The organism is Mycobacterium asiaticum (genome assembly GCF_001673635.1).
GTDB lineage: Bacteria > Actinomycetota > Actinomycetes > Mycobacteriales > Mycobacteriaceae > Mycobacterium > Mycobacterium asiaticum_C.
Map to the genome: position 1 here is coordinate 1 of NZ_LZMH01000038.1, position 18,872 is coordinate 18,872.

Annotated in this window: 16 protein-coding genes; 5 read left to right on the forward strand and 11 right to left on the reverse strand. The window is 65.8% G+C overall.

Going from position 1 to position 18,872, the window contains the following annotated elements; translation table 11 throughout:
- The 3 genes from A5645_RS11270 to glf form a co-directional block, all read right to left on the reverse strand.
- A partial coding sequence (locus tag A5645_RS11270; protein ID WP_065035762.1) for a phosphatase PAP2 family protein occupies positions 1–505 on the reverse strand: 505 nt, incomplete at its 3' end.
- A complete protein-coding gene (locus A5645_RS11275; RefSeq protein ID WP_065129549.1) occupies positions 498–2,405 on the reverse strand; it encodes a glycosyltransferase in 1,908 nt (635 codons plus the stop codon). The genes A5645_RS11275 and A5645_RS11270, both read right to left, overlap by 8 nt.
- Positions 2,402–3,604: a UDP-galactopyranose mutase gene (gene glf, locus A5645_RS11280; RefSeq protein ID WP_065129550.1), complete on the reverse strand. Its 1,203-nt coding sequence runs from the start codon at positions 3,602–3,604 to the stop codon at positions 2,402–2,404. The genes A5645_RS11275 and glf overlap by 4 nt, the downstream gene beginning before the upstream one ends.
- A 232-nt stretch (positions 3,605–3,836) precedes the next feature.
- Here glf and A5645_RS11285 point away from each other — a divergent pair, with 232 nt between their 5' ends.
- From A5645_RS11285 to A5645_RS28645, 3 genes are all read left to right on the forward strand, one after another.
- Positions 3,837–4,916, forward strand: a complete 1,080-nt coding sequence (locus A5645_RS11285; protein WP_231123124.1) for a hypothetical protein — start codon at positions 3,837–3,839, stop codon at positions 4,914–4,916.
- A 145-nt stretch (positions 4,917–5,061) separates the two neighbouring features.
- Positions 5,062–6,654 (forward strand): LGFP repeat-containing protein, encoded by a 1,593-nt coding sequence (locus tag A5645_RS11290; RefSeq protein ID WP_065129551.1) that lies wholly within the window; start codon positions 5,062–5,064, stop codon positions 6,652–6,654.
- 22 nt (positions 6,655–6,676) lie between these two features.
- Entirely contained in the window at positions 6,677–8,593 is a 1,917-nt protein-coding gene (locus tag A5645_RS28645) for a spermine/spermidine synthase domain-containing protein (protein ID WP_081288292.1), read from the forward strand.
- On the opposite strand, the gene A5645_RS11300 is transcribed toward A5645_RS28645, so the two are convergent.
- Positions 8,590–9,915, reverse strand: coding sequence for an HNH endonuclease signature motif containing protein (locus tag A5645_RS11300; protein WP_065129552.1), 1,326 nt, complete (start codon positions 9,913–9,915; stop codon positions 8,590–8,592). The two genes, A5645_RS28645 and A5645_RS11300, sit on opposite strands and share 4 nt — an antisense overlap.
- A 219-nt stretch (positions 9,916–10,134) precedes the next feature.
- On the opposite strand from A5645_RS11300, the gene A5645_RS11305 reads away from it, so the two are divergent.
- Both A5645_RS11305 and A5645_RS29085 read left to right on the forward strand, forming a co-directional pair.
- Complete coding sequence (locus A5645_RS11305; protein WP_155767963.1) at positions 10,135–11,379, forward strand: putative hexosyltransferase; 1,245 nt, start codon at positions 10,135–10,137, stop codon at positions 11,377–11,379.
- 135 nt (positions 11,380–11,514) lie between these two features.
- Positions 11,515–13,101: a PE family protein gene (locus tag A5645_RS29085; RefSeq protein ID WP_065129554.1), complete on the forward strand. Its 1,587-nt coding sequence runs from the start codon at positions 11,515–11,517 to the stop codon at positions 13,099–13,101.
- Positions 13,102–13,106: 5 nt separating this feature from the next.
- Here the strand turns inward: A5645_RS29085 and A5645_RS11315 are convergent, their stop codons facing one another.
- From A5645_RS11315 to A5645_RS11345, 7 genes are all read right to left on the reverse strand, one after another.
- Complete coding sequence (locus tag A5645_RS11315) at positions 13,107–13,565, reverse strand: DUF350 domain-containing protein (RefSeq protein ID WP_036362496.1); 459 nt, start codon at positions 13,563–13,565, stop codon at positions 13,107–13,109.
- Between the two features lie 24 nt (positions 13,566–13,589).
- Positions 13,590–14,756, reverse strand: coding sequence for a glutathionylspermidine synthase family protein (locus tag A5645_RS11320; protein ID WP_065123227.1), 1,167 nt, complete (start codon positions 14,754–14,756; stop codon positions 13,590–13,592).
- Entirely contained in the window at positions 14,753–15,550 is a 798-nt protein-coding gene (locus tag A5645_RS28655) for a hypothetical protein (protein ID WP_253866939.1), read from the reverse strand. The genes A5645_RS11320 and A5645_RS28655 overlap by 4 nt, the downstream gene beginning before the upstream one ends.
- Before the next feature lie 84 nt (positions 15,551–15,634).
- A complete protein-coding gene (locus tag A5645_RS11330; protein ID WP_065129555.1) occupies positions 15,635–16,453 on the reverse strand; it encodes a Cof-type HAD-IIB family hydrolase in 819 nt (272 codons plus the stop codon).
- 13 nt (positions 16,454–16,466) lie between these two features.
- Positions 16,467–17,270 (reverse strand): lysophospholipid acyltransferase family protein, encoded by an 804-nt coding sequence (locus A5645_RS11335; protein WP_065129556.1) that lies wholly within the window; start codon positions 17,268–17,270, stop codon positions 16,467–16,469.
- On the reverse strand, positions 17,263–18,042 hold the full coding sequence (locus tag A5645_RS11340; protein ID WP_065036186.1) for a lysophospholipid acyltransferase family protein: 780 nt from the start codon (positions 18,040–18,042) through the stop codon (positions 17,263–17,265). The genes A5645_RS11335 and A5645_RS11340 overlap by 8 nt, the downstream gene beginning before the upstream one ends.
- A 3-nt stretch (positions 18,043–18,045) precedes the next feature.
- Positions 18,046–18,825 carry a lysophospholipid acyltransferase family protein gene (locus A5645_RS11345; RefSeq protein WP_065036185.1) on the reverse strand — a complete coding sequence of 260 codons (780 nt, stop codon included), beginning with the start codon at positions 18,823–18,825 and terminating at the stop codon, positions 18,046–18,048.
- Positions 18,826–18,872: the final 47 nt, after the last annotated feature.

An 18,872-nucleotide genomic window follows, 5' to 3' on the forward strand; every position in this document is an offset into this window, starting at 1 on the left:
CCCGAACGGCTAGTCCGGCGACCGCGGCGCCGAGCGCGACACCCGCGGCCACGTCGCTCGGATAGTGCACGCCCAGCAGTATTCGCGACAGCGCCATCGGTGGGACCAACAGCACGGGCAGCGGCAAACCGGTCACCCGGCCGAGCAGGATCGCCGCGGCTGTCGTCGAAGTGGCGTGCGCCGAAGGGAAGCTGAGCCGGCTGGGCGTGCCGACGTTCACCGCGACCGCCGGGTGGTGCGGCCGTTCGCGCCGTACCACCCGCTTGACGAGGACGGCGGCCGCGTGGGCGGCGAAGGCGCCGCCGCCGGCCAGGATCCACTCCCGGCGGCGGCTCGGGGACAGGATTGCCCCGAGCAGTGCCACCACCAGCCAACCGAGGCTGTGCTCGCCGAAGTGCGACATCGCGCGGGTGACGGGCAGCACCCCGGGGCGGTCAGCCAGCGCCGACTGAACGGCCACCATCGCGGCAACCTCGCCGCGCGGTGACTCCGCGGAATCAGCCATGTCTGGGCTCTTGGCTGGCCGCCGCGCCGCTGGGAAGCAGCACCGTCTCCCACTTCTGCTTGCTGGACAACACCGGCAATGCTTCGCGGTAGACCCGGCGCATCTCGTCGAATCGGCGGGCCAGCTTGCGCTGCCGACGGATCGACTGGAACAGCAGCGAAAGCATCTTGGCCCGGTCGCGCTGCCGGTAGACCACGCCGCACCCGTCGGCGGTGGTGACGGTGACGCCGTCGACCGTGCACAGCCGGAACCAGCGCGCGTCCTGGGTGGGCACGTTGTACTCGGGCCGTACGTGGTGCGCCGGGTCGGCCGCCTTCATGTTGTGCAGGATCCCGCGGCCGAGCCGGTAGCTGATGGTCACCGGGTTCACCGGTGGCTTCATCTCCCTGGTCATGTTCAGCGGCGCGGGTAGTTCGCTGGCCGCCGGCAGCACCACCGCATCCGGGTAGGCCTTGCGCAGTCGGTGCACTTCGGGCAGCGCCGATTCCAAGATCGAGAAGATGTGCTCCGGTCCCGCCAGAAAGTCGTCGATGGCCCGGTTCTGGATCTCCACCGTCGAATACTCAAGGCAGGCAAGGTGTTTCAGTGTCGCCTTGAGGTGGCTGCGGACCAGGCCGGAGATGTCGCCATCCCAGTGCATGGCCGCGACCACCAGCCGGTTGCGCAGGTGGAAGTAGGCCTGCCAGTCGATGGCGTCGTCCTTGTCGCTCCACGCCATGTGCCAGATCGCCGCACCGGGCAGGGTGACGGTCGGGTAGCCGTGCTCGGCGGCCCGCAGCCCGTAATCGGCGTCGTCCCACTTGATGAACAACGGCAGCGGCTGGCCCAGCTCCTCGGCCACCTGCCGCGGGATCATGCAGGTCCACCAGCCGTTGTAGTCGACATCGATGCGCCGGTGCAGCAGCTTGCTCTTGTCCTCTTTGTCGCTGAGCGGGTACTCGGCGAAATCGTGGTCGTATTCGGTGTGCGGCGCGGCGGTCCACATGAAGTTCGACCGGTTGACCACTTCGCCCATGATGTGCAGGTGCGAGGGTTCCTGCAGGTTCAGCATCTGGCCGCCGACCAGCATCGGGCCCTTGGCGAACCGGCTCATCGCCAGCACCCGCAGGATCGAGTCCGGCTCGATGCGGATGTCGTCATCCATGAACAGGATCTGTTGGCAGTCGGTGTTTTTCAGCGCCTCGTACATCACCCGGCTGTAGCCGCCGGAACCGCCCAGGTTGGGCTGGTCGTGAATGGACAGGCGGGCACCGAGTTTCGACGCCGCAGCCGGGAAGTTCGGGTGGTCACGCACCTTGCGGGTGCCCTGATCGGGCACGATCACCGCGCCGATCACCTCGTCCACCAGCGGATCCGCGGTGAGCTCGGACAGCGCGTTGGCGCAGTCCGACGGCCGGTTGAACGTCGGAATCCCGACGGCGATGTTGGCCGTGCCCGGGGCCGGCATCGGCGCATACCAGCCGCCGCTGACCAAGGTGACCTTGGTGTCGGTGGTGATGTCGAACCAGATCCAGCCGCCGTCTTCGAACGGCCGCAGTCCCACCTCTATTTCCAGCACCTGGGGCTGGTCCTCGCTGCCGGCGAATTCGCGACCTTCGATGAAGATCCGCGCCCCGGTGGCCTTGGTCCGGTAGAGGTCGACACGTCCGGTTCCGACGAGTTCGACGCGCAGCACCACGGCGGGGCAGATGGACCAGCGCCGCCAGTAGCTGGCCGGGAACGCGTTGAAGTACGTCGCGAACGACACCTCGGACTCGGCGCCGATCTCCAGCGACGTGCGGCTGGTCGCGTGCGCGCGACGGGAGTTGGTGGTGGACTCCTCGAGGTAGAGCTTGCGGACGTCGAGGGGTTCACCCGGTCGCGGCAGGATGATGCGCGACAGCAGGCTCACGGCACTCATTTGGCGCCTTCTTCGATCAGCGGGGCGCCATCTCGCAGATGCGGCGCAAGGACGTTGTCGTACATGCTCAAAGCGCTGGCAATGGCCATATGCATATCCAGATATTGATAGGTGCCCAAGCGTCCGCCGAACAGCACCTTCGATGACGCCGTCTCGGACTTCGCCCTGGCACGATAGGCGGCCAACAGGGCGCGGTCGGCCTCGGTATTGATCGGATAGTAGGGCTCGTCGTCGTCCCCGGCGAACCGGGAGTACTCGCGCATGATGACCGTCTTGTCGGTCGGGTAATCGCGCTCGAGGTGGAAGTGACGGAACTCGTGGATGCGGGTGTAGGGGACGTCGGGGTCGTTGTAGTTCATCACCGGCGTGCCTTGAAAGTCGCCGATCGGCAGTACTTCCGCCTCGAAATCCAGTGTGCGCCAGCCGAGTCGGCCTTCGGCGTAGTCGAAATAGCGGTCCAGCGGGCCGGTGTAGACCACTGGTGCGTCCGGGTTGGCCGCGCGCAGTTCGTCACGGACGTCGAACCAGTCGGTGTTCAGCCTGACCTCGATGCGGTCGTCGGCGGCCATGTTCTGCAACCACGCCGTGTAGCCCGCGGCCGGCAGGCCCTCGTAGGTGTCGCTGAAGTAGCGGTTGTCGAAGGTGTAGCGCACCGGCAGCCGGGTGATGTTCGACGCCGGCAGCTCCTTCGGGTCGGTTTGCCACTGCTTGGCGGTGTAGCCCTTCACGAACGCCTCGTAGAGCGGCCGGCCGATCAATGAGATGGCCTTCTCTTCGAGGTTCTGCGCGTCGGCGGTGTCGATCTCGGACGCCTGCTCGGCGATGAGCTTCCGGGCTTCCTCGGGACTGAAATAACGGCCGAAGAACTGCGACACCAGGCCTAGCCCCATCGGGAACTGGTAGGCCTGCCCGTTGTGCATCGCGAACACCCGGTGCCGGTAATCGGTGAACTCGGTGAACTGTCGCACGTAGTCCCACACCTTCTTATTGGAGGTGTGGAACAGGTGCGCCCCGTACTTGTGGACCTCGATCCCGGTCTGCGGTTCGGGTTCTGAATAGGCGTTACCGCCGATGTGCGGGCGCCGGTCGACCACGAGAACCCGCTTGTCGAGTTGGGTAGCCACGCGCTCGGCAATCGTCAGGCCGAAAAATCCGGAGCCGACGACATAGAGGTCATAGCGACCTGAAGGAGAAGTCATCGGTTGCCTAGGGTATCGGACCTCGCAGCCAAAACCCGATTTGGCGGGCGGGGGGCTCCCGGTTTTCCCAGGTATCAGAGGATACGAGGCCAGACGTCGGTCGAACGTCACACCTGTGAACCACTCACCTCACGATTCGGTCTCGCCACTCTAGTCACAGCATTCTCACTCGTACCATCGGTCGTGTGGGTCTACGACCCGACTCCACATAATCCAGATTGAGGAGACTTCCGTGCCGAACCGACGCCGACGCAAGCTCTCGAAGACCATGAGCGCGGTCGCCGCCCTGGCCGTCGCAAGTCCGTGTGCCTACTTCCTCGTTTACGAGTCGACCGCCGACAGCAAACCGGTGGAACACCACGAGTTCAAGCGGGCGGCGAACGTCGCCGACCTGCCCAGCGAACTGATCGGCGCCCTCTCGCAGGGGTTGTCCCAGTTCGGGGTGAACCTGCCTCCGGTTCCCGCGCTGGGCGGCACCAGTGCCGCCAGCACCGGGTTGGGTACCACCGGCCTGGGGACCACTCCGGGCCTGGCCAGTCCCGGCCTCGGCGGCGGTGGCCTGACCAGTCCCGGGCTGGCCAGCCCCGGCCTGTCGCCCAGCACCGCACTGACACCCAGCACGCCCGGCTCGTTGGCGCTGCCGGGTACCACGCTGCCGGCGCCGACCGCGGCGACCGGCACGGGTGTCAACCCGGCGCTGACCAGCCCCACCGGAGTGGCGCCGGGCCTGAGTAGCCCATCGGCGCTGAGCCCGGCGACCGGCACCGGCGAGGTTCCGATCACCACCCCGGTCGGCCTCGACCCGGGCGCGGACGGCACCTACCCGATCCTTGGTGACACCTCGGGTCTGGGCGGTGGCGGCGGCGGCCTGACTCCGCTCAGCCCGGTCGGCTCGGGCGGCGGTGGTGGTGGCGGTGGCGGCGGCGGCCTGGTCAACGACCTGATGCAGGCGGCCAACCAGCTGGGCGCCAGCCAGGCGATCGACCTGCTCAAGGGTCTGGTGATGCCGGCGATCATGCAGGGCGTCCAGGGTGGTGCCGCAGGAGCCCCGGCCGGTGCGGCACCCGCGCTGCCCGGCATCCCGGCCGTGCCTGGCGCACCCGCGCTGCCCGCTGCCGGCGCGGCGTTACCGGCTGCCGGTGCGGCGCTGCCCGCTGCCGGCGCGGCACTGCCGGCAGCCGCCGGCGCTGCCGCGGCACCAGCGGTGCCTGCCGTGCCGGGCATTCCCGCGGCGGCCGCACTGCCGGCAGCCGCTCCGGCGGCGCCGGTGGCTGTGCCCGCGGCGATCGTGCCGGAAGCTCCGCCCGTCTAATCCCTACGAACCTGTCGCTGGACGGCACCGCGGAGTTCCTCTGCGGTGCCGTCGACAGGTTTTCGGCCTCCACACCGTGTCGCCTCATATGAAACACCAGACACACACGTAACATCGCCTGGTGCCCCGCGGTCGCGCTCCGACGATGCTGCTCACTGCAGCTTTGGCGACGGTTGTCATCGTGACCTGGGTATTGATGCGTCCCCCGACCGGACCGCAGCCGCCCGCGGCGGCCCGCGACACCCAGCTGACCGAGCGACCGCTTGTCGGCTTGGGTGGCGGCGTGACGGTGCGCGAGATCACCCAGGACACCCCGTTCTCGCTGGTCGCGTTGACCGGAGATCTGGCCGGCTCGTCCACCCGGGTGCGCGCCAAACGGCCCGACGGGTCCTGGGGTCCCTGGTATCAGACCGAGTTCCAGACGTCGGCGCCCAACGGTGCCGGAGCCACCGGGGACCCGCGCAGCACCGACCCCGTCTTCGTCGGCACGACCACCGCGGTGCAGATCGCGGTGACCCGGCCGGTGGATGCGCCGGTGACCCAGCCGCCGCCCACCTCGGGTGCGCCCGGCTTGGGCTATCGACCGGTGACCAAAGAGCAACCGTTCGGCCAGAACATCAACGCGATACTCATCTCACCGCCGCGGGCCCCCGCGGAAACCCACTGGACGCCGCCGACCGGAGTCAACATGCCGGGACAGGCGCCGCCTATCATCAGCCGCGCGGAATGGGGTGCTGACGAATCGCTGCGCTGCGGGAGCCCGCAATATGACCGCGCCGTGCGGGCCGCCGTGGTCCACCACACCGCCGGCAGCAACGACTACTCGCCGCTGGAATCGGCCGGCATCGTCAAGGCGATCTACACCTACCACAGCAAAACCCTGGGCTGGTGCGACATCGCCTACAACGCGCTGGTCGACAAATACGGTCAGGTCTTCGAGGGCAGTGCCGGCGGACTGACGAAGCCGGTGGAGGCCTTCCATACCGGCGGATTCAACCAGGACACCTGGGGTGTGGCGATGCTCGGCAACTTCGATGACGTGGCGCCCACCCCGTTGCAGCTCCGCGCCGTCGGCCGACTGCTGGGCTGGCGGCTGGGCATCGCCGACGTCGACCCAAAAAGCACCGTGGAACTGGTGTCGGCCGGCAGCTCTTACACCACCTATCCCAGCGGCGCCGTCGCGAAGTTGCCGACCATCTTCACCCACCGCGACGTCGGCAACACCGACTGCCCGGGCAATGCCGCCTACGCGTTGATGGACGAGATCAGAGACATTGCAGCGCATTTCAACGATCCGCCAGAGGAACTGATCAAGGCGCTGGAAGGTGGTGCGATCTACGAGCACTGGCAGGCCATCGGCGGGATGACCAGCGTGCTGGGCGCTCCGACCTCACCCGAGGCCGAGGGCGCGGCGGGGTCGCGGTTCGCAACGTTCGCCAAGGGCGCCATGTACTGGTCGCCCGGGACCGGCGCCCAACCGGTCGGGGGTGCGATCTACGACGCCTGGGCGGCGCAGAGCTATGAACGCGGACCGCTGGGGCTGCCCACCAGCGCAGAAATCCACGAGCCGCTGCGCACCACCCAGAATTTCCAGCACGGGGTGCTCAACTTCGAACTCCTCACCGGCAACATGACCGAGGTCATGGACGGCATCACGACACCGCTCGCCACCCAGCCGCCGAGTGGTCCGGAAGTGCCGCCCGAACACTTCTCGCTGCCGGCTCATCCGCCGACCTGAGCAGGCCGCTAATCTGCGACGTGTGCCGGAGACGCCCTATCTGAGGATCGATCTCGACCGGGTGCGCGGTAACTTCCAGACACTGCGGGCCGCGCTGCCGGGCGCGTTGATTCGCTACGCCGTCAAGGCGAATCCGGCCCAGCCGGTGCTGCGCTTGCTCGCCGCCGAAGGGGCCGAGTTCGATGTCGCATCCGTGGGCGAGGTCGACGCCTGCGCCGGGGCCGGCATCGACGGCCGGCGACTGACCTTCGGCAATACCGTCAAGAAGCCGGCGGCGGTGGTTCGCGCATATGCGTCCGGGGTGCGGCGGTTCGTCTTCGACACTGCACACGATGTGGCTGTGCTGGCCCAGCACGCTCCCGGTGCCAGCGTGGAATGCCGGGTGGCGCCGGTGTTTCCGGCATCGGTCACGCCGTTCGGGCACAAGTTCGGCTGCGCACCGCAGGATGCTTCGGAGCTGTTGCGCCAGGCTCGGCAGCTGGGACTCAGTCCGGACGGAGTGTGCTTTCATGTCGGATCGCAGCAGCTGGACCCGAGCGCGTGGGAGCTGGGAATCCGCAGTGCTGCAGAGATATTCGATGTTTTCAGCGAACTGACCATGCTGAATATCGGGGGCGGGTTCCCGCTGCCGTACGCGGATGGGGCGCCATCCCTGACGGTGGTCGCCGACACCATTACGTCGGCGCTGGACCGGTATTTTGGCTCCCACCCACCACGATTGGTGATCGAGCCGGGACGGGTGATCGTGGGCTCGGCCGGGTGGATCGAGTGCGAGGTGGTGTCGGTGCGTACCGGCACCGACGGTTGCCGCTGGGTGTATCTCGACATCGGCCGCTATGGCGGTCTTGCGGAGACCGAAAACGAGTACATCCGGTATCGGTTACGTACCCAGCGCGACGGTGATGCCGTCGGTGACGCGGTGGTCGCCGGTCCGACGTGCGACGGAGACGACGTGCTCTACCGCAGCTATCCGCTGCCGGTCACGCTGCGGCCGGGGGACTCCGTCCGGATCGAGGATGCCGGCGCCTATACGGCGAGTTACGCATCCGTCGACTTCAACGGCTTTTCGCCGCTGCCAACGTATTTCATGCCCGCTGTTGGCAACGGCCGTACGATCGTGGAACCGCTGGCTCCGGGACTCACCCGGAACTGGTGGCTCTCGGAGGTCATTTGCGACGTACGGACCGAGTATCAGCAGCTGGTGATCGGCCGGACCTCGCAGGGCATCGCGTTGTTCAGCGACGGCGAACGGCAGAGCACGGAGTTCAGCCAGCTGGTCTATCACGAGGCGCTGCTGGTTCCGGCGCTGCTACTGGCCGAGCGGATCGAGCGGGTACTGATCATCGGCTCCGGCGAGGGCGTGGTGAGCCAGCTCGCGGTTGCGGCCGGAGCCACCCACGTCGACCATGTCGACATCGACCGTGACGCGGTCCGCCTCTGCGCGCAACACCTACCCTACGGCTACACGGTGGACGAATTGCGTAGAGCCGAACGGGGACTCGGACCGGTCACGGTGCACTACCGTGACGGCTGGGACTTCGTCGAGCACTGCTCGGAGCCCTACGACATTGTGGTCATCGACCTGCCTGACGAACGCGCCGAGACCGCTCAGCACAACCGCCTGTATGACGCCGGCTTCCTGGAACGATGCCGCGGGGTCGGCCAGGTGGTGGTCGACCAGGCCGGCTGCCCAACGCTGTGGCGGAATGAAACGTTGCGGTGGTCCTGGCGGCGGTTTCACGAAACCTTTGCCACTGTGGTCTATTTCGGCAGCGACGAACACGAGTGGGCGTTTTTGTCCGGCCTCGCCGGCGACCTACCCGATGACCCGGTGGCTCTGATGTCGGCGCGGCTGGCGACGCTGCCATACCGGCCGCGCACCATCGACGCCGCCGCACTGGTGGCGTGCACCGTCCCGCCGAAGACGCTGCGCGGTTAGGGATCCTCGTCGTCTTCATCCGCGAAGAGCCTTTCCGGGTGATGGAAGGTGTTGATTCTCGGTTGGCCGTGGTCGAGGTGGGCCGGTGGGAGCCATTGGGTTTGGCCGCGGGTGTTTTTGCGGGTGGTCCAGCCTGTTTCGGCCAGTCTGTTGTCGGGTCCACACGCCAGGGTGAGGTCGGTGATGTCGGTGCGCCCGGTGGTGGTCCAGCCGGTGACGTGGTGGACCTCGGTGTGATACGGCGGTTGGTCGCAGCCGGGTCGGGTGCAGCCACCCTCGAGCGCGTGCAGCATGAGCCGCTGGGCGGGGTTGGCGAAGCGTTTGGCGTGATACAAGGCTAGGGGTTTGGCGTCGTCGAAGATGGCCAGGTAGTGGTGGGCTTGGGCGGCCATGCGGATCAGATCCGACATCGGCAACAGGGACCCGCCGCTGGTGCGAGCCTTGCCGGTGCCGGCTTCGAGATCTTTGAGGGTGGTGGTCACGATCACGGTGACCGGTAGCCCGCGGTGCTGGCCGAGTTGTTCGGAGGCGAACAGCGTCCGTATCGCGGCGGCCAGGGCGTCGTGGTTGCGTTGCCCGGTGCTGCGGACATCAGCCTTGGCCTCATCGGCGGGGTTGGCCATGCCGGGGGCGGCGAGTTTGGCGAGCATGGCTTCGATCAGCGCGCGTAGTTCGGGGGTGATCAGCCCGCTGATGCGCGTCATGCCGTCGTGCTCTTGCTTGCCCAGCATCAGCGTGCGTTTGCGGGCGCGGTCTTCATCGGTGTAGTCGCCGTCGGGGTGCAGCAGGTCCATGAGTTGGCGGGCGTATTTGGCGACCTGCTCGGGGCGGTACTCGCGCGCCTTGCCGGCGAGGTCGGCCTCGGCGGCCTCGCGGGTGAACACATCGACGTGGGTGGGCAGGTGGGTGAAGAAGTCGCGGATCACCTTGACGTGTCCGTCGCCGATCAATCCTTGTCGCTGGGCGCGTGCGGTAGCGCTCAACGTCGGCGCCAAGGGTTGCCCGGTCAATGCGCGCCGTTCACCGAGATCCTCGGCCTCGCCGATACGGCGGCTGGCTTCGGCTTTGGTGATCCGCAACCGCTCGGCCAACGCGCACGACAGGGTGCCGCCCAATTCTTCGGTGCCGGCTTGGGCGCCGAGTTCGTTGATCAACACATGCTGGGGCACCCGCAGCCGCCGACCAACCCGCTCCAAACGCTCCAAGGCCCGCAACCGCTCCGAATTCGTCAACACCTCGAACGACAACGCACACAACCGATCCAACTCGGCATCGAGCGCATCGAAGACCCCCACGATCTCCTCACGCGAACTCGAAAGCATGTTCGAATTCTACGTTCTGCTACCGACAAGAGATGCCGCGCGATCGGCGCCTATTCCGAACTCATGCAACAGGTTTGAATATGGAACCGGTCAGGGGTCCACTGCGTCTAATCCGCACGGGTGTGACCGGCCGCCCAAATGGGTAAGTAGTGCAGTTACCGCTATCTGGGTAGCGTGGTCAATCTTGTTCCCAAGACTGCCGAGGGAGGGTGTGTGCCGATGGGGTCCGAGCGACTGCTCACTCTTGCAGCACCGCCCCCAACAGTCCCACCCATTTCCGACGCCGATCTCAAGGAGCGCACGCGGCCCGCGCGTCGCACCCCGGAATGGCTTACCTCGGATGTAGCCGTCTCTCTCACCATTGCCGTGCTATGGCAGGTGTTGATGACAATTCTCGGCGCCGTTTTGTCACCAGATCGTGCGGCGCTCTTGGAACACACAATGTTGTGGGACGCGCAGTGGTATTCGAACATTCTGCACGAGCATTATCAGATCAACCCGGCGTCGGCCGCGTTCTATCCCTTGTTCCCGCTTATCGTGGGCACGCTGTCGGTGCTGACTTTCCATCTGATTTCGAACACGGCGCTCGGTTTATTCGTCAACACCGTTGCCCTTGGGTTCGCAATCGCCGCACTACTGACGATCTCGCGCGAGTTCGAAATCAGGAAGTTCCGCTACGCCACAGTGGCGCTGTTTCTCGCGGCTCCGGCCGCGGCGTTCATGCATCTTTTCTACACAGAAGCGGTCTTCGTCGCACTCGGATTCTGGGCGTATGCCTTTGCACTGCGCAGGCGTTGGGCGTTCATGGCCATCCTGCTCGCGTTCCTTACCGCGACCCGGCTACCGGCACTTCTCTTCGTCGGTCTGTGTGGTTTGGAGTACTTGCGGGCGTACGACTGGAGCATCAAGAAGGCCGCAAACCGCAACGCAGCTTATTTTCTCCTGGCGCCCGTTGGGTTCCTGCTCTATGGGACGTACCTATGGGTGATGCGCGGCAACTTTTTTGGCATGTTCAGCGCATACCAATCCACCAAAGCGTGGGGCTACCTCAATTTCGAGCCGAACTTCGCCTACTCCATTTTCCGGTCGGCCCGGGAGACGGTCCGCGCCGTCCTCGGTCAACGACCGATCGACAACGACATAGTCGTCAACTACTCGATCCCCCTACTTTGCCTGGCATTGCTGTTGAGTTGTTCGCTCTATTTACTCTGCGGGTACCGCGGCAAGGGCATTCCGCTCGGCATCTTCGGCTTGTGTTCCCTGGTGTTCTTCACGATCAACAGCAGCTTCGTGGCTGTGCACCGCTATGCACTGCCGTGTCTGTGTATCTATCTGGCCCTCGCTCTGATTTCTGCCGAGTCCCGACGGGGAAGGGCGCTGGTGTTGAGCACCGGTCTCGCAATGCTTTTCGCCCAAACGGTGCTCATCCACTTGCTGTTCGTAACCCGAGATTTCGCCGGATAGCTCAGACGGCCACGAAACGACTGCCGCACAAGCAATTAGGCCAAACCCCAACGCGCTCGACCCGATGGACATTAGGCTCGAATTCGTCTGGCGGGCGCAGGCACACCTCGGAGATTTCGTCGAGAGGAAACGGCCATGTCATTCGTGGTCACCATGCCGGAGTGGGTAACGACGGCTGCCGAAAATCTGGCCGGCATCGGTTCGACGCTGGAGCAGGCAACCGCGTCGGCGGCCAGCCCCACCACCGGCCTGGCCGCCGCGGCGGCCGATGAGGTTTCGGCCGCCATTTCGCGGGTGTTCGGCGCCTTCGGCGAAGAGTTCCAAGCTGTCAGCGCCCAGGGCGCAGCCTTCCATGCCGAGTTCGTACGGCTGATCAACACCAGCGCGGCGGCGTACGCCGGCACCGAAATCGCCAATGCGGCACAGGCTTTGGCCAATGTATCCAACGGGACCCCAGCGGGGACGGCGGCGACCGCCCCTGGCGGCGCGTACGCACAACTGGTCGTCAATACCGCCAATAACCTGCAAGCGCTCGGCAACGGCTGGGCCGCTAACCCGTTGCCGTTCTTGCGGCAGGTCGTCGCCAACCAACTGTCCTACGCGCAGCAGGCGATCACCGGTTTCACCACCGCCATCCAGAACTTCCCGGCGACCGTGGCAAACCTGCCGACTACCATCCCCGCCGCCATCCAGCAGCTGCTGAACTTCAATGCCGCGGCGCACATACAGCAATTCATCGCCACCCAGGCCGGCTTCGCGCAGACGTTCATCACCTCGGCAACCAGTGGTCTCAGTGGTCTGGTGGCCGGCCTACCCGCGTTTGCGACGGGCGTTCAGACGTCGTTTCAAACGCTTGTCACGACCGGCAATTACAACGCCGCCATAGCTCAGTTGGCGGGGGCCTATCGGGATCTGTTGATAACGGGGTACGACACCAGCAACTACTCGATCAACTTCGACATTCCGACGCTCACCTTGACGGGCACGGCCTTTCCTCGACCGATTGGGCCGCTGGAAGATTTCTTCACCATCCTGAACATCCCGGCGCAGGAAGCGCAGTACTTCACCAACCAAATGCCGCCATCCATACCCAGGCAGATATCGCAGAACTTCACCAACGTATTGAGCGCGTTGACCGCAACCAACGTCGAAGCGCGGCTAGTGCTTCCGTTCCTCGCCCCGCAGACCGGGTTCGTGAGCCTGACGTACAGCCTGCCGTTGGTTGTCACCTATGCCTTGGCGGGTCCGCCGTTTGCGGCGCTGGATGCCTTCACCGCCAGCCTGGTGACGTTCAACCAAGCCATCACCGCGGGCAATGCCGTAGGCGCCCTCAGTACGCTCATCGATGCACCGGCCAATATCCTCAACGGCTTCCTCAATGGCCAAGTGATCGTAAACGAGACCATCCTGGTGCCGACGGGTCTGCAAGACATAGTCATTCCCGAGACCCCCCTTCCGTTCCCCCTACCTCCGATCCCTGGCGGCACGATCCCACTCCCTCACAACATTTCGATCACTCCGCACGTACCATTTGACGGACTTCTCGTCCAACCGCATTACCTCACGGCGACGGTCGGAGTGCCCGATTACTCGATCCCGTTGGTCGGTCCGATTCCCGACTTCGACGTCACCGTATTGGGTACGCCGTTCATGGGACTCGGCCCGCTGCTGGTCAACTACGTCCCGCAGCAGCTTGCGCTGGCGATCAGGCCCCCCGGCTAGAAAACTCAGAGAATCGCGACGGCCACGACAATGCCCAGCGCGAACTGCGCTGCGGCCACTATCCGCGACTCCCAACGGTATTCGTCCGATTCGAACAACACGTCCATGTCGATACCGATCACCACGGTGGCGATGCGCATCATCAACACCTGCGCCGCGATACCCACCAACCCGAACACCGCCGACGCCAGCAGCCCTTCACCGAGCTTGCCCGACGACGAGTAGATCGCCAGCACCACGATAAGCGCCATGCTGACCATTCCGGCGGCAGCCACGATGACCGCATTGGGTTTGCCGGCATTGACCATCTTGCGCAGCGGTCCCGGGGTGGTCAGGTCAATGGCGTAGAACCCGACGACCATCAGGACCAGGCCAAGGATGGAATACAGGACGATGGCGGCGGCACCGCCACCGAGCCAGGTCCAGTAATCCGAGTGCGGCAGCGCCACAATGCTTGTCGTCATCGAAGATCAACTCCCTTGTTCCGGTTACCTGAGCGGGATTCGGTGCGGCACGAATGCGGCGCCGTCGTCGGTGATGAGCCCGGCCGTCTCGCGGATACCGAGCCCCGCGGACGTGTCACCGACGATCCAGGCGCCGAGAGCGGGCCGCATGTCGTCGAATTCGGGCAATGGGTCGAGCAGTTGGTAGACAAAGCCTTCCTCGCCGTAGAAGCCGCCGGTCGCGGTCTCCATGCCGGCGCCCACGATGGTGACGTTTGCGCCCTCACGACCGAGTTTGGGCTTGCGCACATACTCGGTGAGTTCGTGCGGGTCGTCGAGGTATGCGGGCAGCAGGTTGGGGTGCCCGGGGTACATTTCCCACAGCACGGCCAGGATCGCCTTGTTCGACAGCAGCGTCTTCCACAACGGCTCGATCCACATCGTCTGTGGCAGTGTTGAAACGACGTACTTGCCGAACTGGTCATCCAGCACCCACTCCCAGGGGTGCAGCTTGAAGATCGCCTGAATCGGATCCTCTTCCAGGTCCACGAACCGCTCCAACGCGGAGTCCCAGCCGACATCCTCGATCAGTAGCCCGACGGTCTGAAAGCCCGCCTCCGCGGCGGTCTCCTGCATGTAGGTCGTGGTGATCTGGTCCTCGCCGGTCGCCTCCACACCGGACCAGGAGAAGTGCAACTCGTTGCTGGGCAACAGGTCTCGTACCGCCTTCCAGCGGTCCACCAGCTGTTCGTGCAACGAGTTCCACTGATCGTCGCCGGGAAACTTGTCCTTGAGCCAATACCACTGCAGGATCGCCGCTTCCAACAGCGTGGTCGGGGTGTCGGCGTTGTACTCGAGCAGCACCGCCGGCCGCCGCCCGTCGTAGCGTAAATCGAAGCGGCCGTACACATGTGGGTCGGATCGGCGCCAGGATTCGGCGATGTGGGGCCAACTCCATTCCGGCAGACCGAAATCCGCGTACCGCTCCATCAGGATCACCTGCTCGACAGCGTTCAGGCACATGGAGTGCAGCAGTTCCACGTCGGCTTCGAGAGCGAGGATCTCGTCCATCTCGAATTCGTAGTAGACCGACTCATCCCAGTAGGGCCGATCCGCGCCTCCCGCATCGCGCGCCGGCGTCCCGTACACGAGCCCTTGCGATTCGACGATCGACTGCCAGTTCGGCCGCGGCGGCGTCCTGCCGCGTTTCACGAGCCCCCCCCGCCCTTGCCGCCACTGCCACCGATGCCGCCGCGCTGAATCGTGGTGCCGGACTTGGTAGTGACGGTTGCGCCCTTCGGCAGGCTCGTCGAGCCGCCCACCGGCCGTTGCCCCACCGACCCGGAGCTGCCGTAGTAGTAGCGGTAAGAATGCCCGCCCCAGAAGAAGAACCCGTTGAGGCCCGGGGTGTGACCGGTGCAGTAGCTGTCGGGAACGATTACCGGCTGACCGTTCGGGTCGTCCCGGACGCACTGGGCGGTGACGTGATTCGGCGACAGCAACCAGTACCCCACGCCGGCGACCAGGCCGACCACGCCCACCGCAGCCGCGGAGCCCATCAGGATCCGCTTCTGCCGCTGACGCTTGGCCTCCGCCGCGAGCCGTATTTCCTCGAGCTCGCGTTGCTTGTCCTCGTATTTCTGCCGGGCGCGCAACTCCGCCGGGGTCGGCGGCCGCGGCTTGGTGGTGGCCGCGTCCTGGAACTGGATGCTGCCGAGCGGCTTGAGTTTGGGCGGCGCGTCGGGCACCTTACCCGGGCCGTCTTTGCGGTTGGCGCCTAGCGAGCTCTTGCGGGGCCGTTCCGCGGCGGGACGGTCGCTCGTGGGTTTGGGCGGCGCGGCGGCGTCAGCCTCGCGAGCCTTCCGCTTGCCTTCGATCTCACCGAGGTCGAACTGCTCGGTGACGCCGTCCGCGCGGGCTTTTCTCTTGCGCTCGATCTCCTCTAGATCGTCTGGCTTGCCCTCCGCGGGCTCGTTGCCTTCCCGCGGGTCTTCTTCTGACCCCACTAGCTGTCCTCCCGGTCCCCTCCGGTCGTCGCGCTACACGCGGGCAGTCTCCCACATCCTCGTGGCCAAGGTGGCCAAGGTGGGCTAAGACCACCAACGCTCCAGGACGCGGGCGACGCCGTCCTCCGAATTGCGGGTGGTCACCTCGTCGGCTACGGCCAGCGCCTCGGGGTGCGCGTTGCCCATCGCCACGCCGCGTCCGGCCCGCAGCAACATCGGGATGTCGTTGGGCATGTCCCCGAAGGCGATCATCTCCGCCTCGCTGATCCCCAACGGCTCGGCAACCTCCCGCAGGCCGCTGGCCTTGCTGATACTCCGCGGCACGATCTCCAGCAGGCCGTTGTTGGTGGAATACGTCAAGTCACCTTCGTCGCCGATGTGCGGGGCCAGCGCCTGGGCCATCTCCGCGCTGGACGCGCCGGCCTTGCGAATGAGCAGCTTGATCGCCGGCGCGCTGAGCAGGTCCGCAACAGACACCTCGGTGTTGTCGGGGTTGAGCCACGCGTGCTCGTAGCCAGGCGAGCTGACGAACTGCGGGGTTGCGGTGTCGTGGGCGCGCTCGCCGATCCGCTCCACCGCCAGCCCTGCGCCCGGGATGGCGCCCTCGATGATCTCGGCGAGGGCGGCGAGGGTGTCGACGGCCAGAGCGCGCGCCGAGATCACCCGGTCGTGTTCGGGGTCGTAGACCACGGCGCCGTTGGCACAGACCGCGGTCGGCGCGAAGCCGAGCGCGTCGACCACCGGCCGGATCCAGCGCGGCGGTCGACCGGTGGCCAGCACGAAATGTGCTCCGCCGTCGACCGCTGCGCGCACCGCGGCACGGGTGCGCGGGCTGAGCGTTTCGTCGTCGTCGAACAGGGTGCCGTCAACGTCGCACCCGATGAGTGCAGGATGGTTGAGCAATAGGTTCCGTCGGTCAGAGTTTGCCGGTGTCGTCAGCGGGGGTCGCCCTCTTGCGCCTCTTGGACCCCACACCTTCTTGCGCCCGCTTCTGTGCCCGCTCGGCCAGTTCGGCGATGCGGAACTCTCTGGACTCATCCGGGGTTGGCGCGCTGCCGCCGAGCCGGCGCGGCACCCAGTATTCACCCTTGGGATGCGGGTAGCGCTCCTGCACCCAATAGAGCATCGACTCCATCGCCTGGCGCAGAACGGCGTTGAACTCCTCGGGGGTGCCCTGCGGCCACAACGGCGGACCGATCGCGACGGCGATCGGAATCTTGTTGCGCAGCAATTTCTTCGGATGGTCCTTGGGCCAGATCCGGTGCGCGCCCCAAACGATCATCGGCACGATCGGCACCTGCGCCTCGATCGCCATCCGAGCGGCGCCCGTCTTGAACTCCCGCAGCTCGAAGCTGCGGCTGATGGTCGCCTCGGGATGCAACCCGACCAGTTCGCCTTCCCTGAGGCGCTGCACCGCAACCGCGTAGGCCTCCGAGCCCAGGCTGCGATCAACCGGGATCAACTGGGTGTGCTTGATCACGTAGTTGACCGCTTTCACCTCCTGCATCTCGGCTTTGATCATGAACCGCAGCCGCCGCTTGCGTTCCAGCGCGGCGAGCGACGCCGGGATCCAGTCGACATAGCTGGTGTGGTTGAGGGCGATGATCGCGCCGCCGCTCTCGGGGATGTTTTCCAGCCCCTGATACGTGATCTTGTTTCCGTTCAGCGCAACGACCGAGGGAACGAAGAATTCCATGAACCGGAAGAACGGCTCAGCCATGTGTCGACTCTCCTCCCCGCTTCCGCTGCGGTGTCCGTCGCGCGGCCCTCGCCGCATTCTTCTCGTCAGCGTCCATTTTCGCTGCTTCCGCCACCGTCGGCGCAGCACCGCCGAGCCGACGCGGTACCCAGTACGCACCCGCCGGATGCGGGTAGTCCCGTTGCACCCGGTCCAGTAGCGCCGTCATCGACGAGCGCAGCGTCTGGCCGGTCGCGGAGATATCGGTGGCGGCACGGATTGGCGGCCCAGCCGCGACGGTGACCGGTATCTTGTTGTAGCCCACCTGTTTCGGGTGGCCCTTGGTCCAGATGCGCTGCGTGCCCCACACGATCAGCGGCACGATCGGAACGTCGGCTTCGACGGCCATCCGCGCGGCACCCGTCTTGAACTCCTTGAGTTCGAAGCTGCGGCTGATCGTGGCCTCGGGATAGACCGCTACCAATTCGCCCTCGCGTAACGCCCGGACCGCGAAGGTGTAAGCGTCCGCGCCGGAGCTGCGGTCCACCGGAATGGCGCCGTTGCGTTTGATCAGGAAGTTCACGATCTTGACCCGTTGCATCTCGGCTTTGATCATGAACCGCAGGCGACGGCCGCGTCGGCGCATCGCCAATCCGGCCGGCAACCAATCGACGTAGCTGGTGTGGTTGATGGCGACCACCGCCCCGCCGCGCTCCGGGATGTACTCCTCGTCCTGGTACGTGATCCGGGTCCCAGTTGCCAGAACCAGGAACTGGGCCAGGATCTCGCAGGCGCGATAGGTGGGCTCCGCCATCGGTCACTGCTCCGGCGCTCCGGACGGATGCGCTCGCTCGGCACGGCGCGCCGCCTTCTCCGCAGCCTCCTCGGCGTCCATGCGGGCCGCTTCGGCCAACGACGGCGCGCCGCCACCGAGCCGGTGCGGTACCCAGAACTCGCCCGCCGGGTGCGGCCCGTACTGCTCCTGCGCCCGGATCAACAGGTGCTGCATCCGGGAGTGCAACAGCGCGGTCAACTCGGCGGTGGGCAGCGTGGGTTCGATCGGTTCACCGACGATCACCTGGACCGGCACCTTGGGCCGGAACAACTTCCGTGGATGGCCTTTGGTCCAGATCCGCTGGGCGCCCCAGATGACGTGCGGCACGATCGGCACGCCGGCCTCCACCGCCATCCGCGCGGCGCCCGTTTTGAATTCCTTGATCTCGAAGCTGCGGCTGATCGTGGCCTCGGGGTAGACGCCGACCAGTTCACCGGCCTTGAGTTTCTCGACCGCGGCGGCATACGACGCTGCGCCGCTATCGCGGTCCACCGGGATATGCCGGAACGAGCGCATGAGCGGGCCGGCGATCTTGTGGTCGAAGACCTCCTGCTTGGCCATGAAACGCACTTTCCGGCCCAGGCCCTGCCGGTAGGCGGGCAGGCCGGCGAGGGTGAAGTCCAGGTAGCCGGTGTGATTGATCGCGACCACGGCACCGCCGCTGGTGGGCAGGTTCTCTACCCCCGTCACGGTGATCTTGAGACCCTGTAGACGAAATATCAGGCGGGCAAGAGTAATGGCAGTGCCGTATGCCGGTTCCACAGCAGATCAGCCTAGTGCGCTCGGCTGGCATGCTCCTGAAGTGGTGG

Excerpts from the sequence above, each read along its gene's own strand:
- A5645_RS11305 (WP_155767963.1), top strand. The coding sequence starts at position 10,135 with ATGGGGTCCGAGCGACTGCTCACTCTTGCAGCACCGCCCCCAACAGTC.
- A5645_RS11335 (WP_065129556.1), bottom strand. The coding sequence starts at position 17,270 with ATGGCTGAGCCGTTCTTCCGGTTCATGGAATTCTTCGTTCCCTCGGTC.
- A5645_RS11315 (WP_036362496.1), bottom strand. The coding sequence starts at position 13,565 with ATGACGACAAGCATTGTGGCGCTGCCGCACTCGGATTACTGGACCTGG.
- A5645_RS11300 (WP_065129552.1), bottom strand. The coding sequence starts at position 9,915 with ATGCTTTCGAGTTCGCGTGAGGAGATCGTGGGGGTCTTCGATGCGCTC.
- A5645_RS29085 (WP_065129554.1), top strand. The coding sequence starts at position 11,515 with ATGTCATTCGTGGTCACCATGCCGGAGTGGGTAACGACGGCTGCCGAA.
- A5645_RS11290 (WP_065129551.1), top strand. The coding sequence starts at position 5,062 with ATGCTGCTCACTGCAGCTTTGGCGACGGTTGTCATCGTGACCTGGGTA.
- A5645_RS11340 (WP_065036186.1), bottom strand. The coding sequence starts at position 18,042 with ATGGCGGAGCCCACCTATCGCGCCTGCGAGATCCTGGCCCAGTTCCTG.
- glf (WP_065129550.1), bottom strand. The coding sequence starts at position 3,604 with ATGACTTCTCCTTCAGGTCGCTATGACCTCTATGTCGTCGGCTCCGGA.
- A5645_RS11275 (WP_065129549.1), bottom strand. The coding sequence starts at position 2,405 with ATGAGTGCCGTGAGCCTGCTGTCGCGCATCATCCTGCCGCGACCGGGT.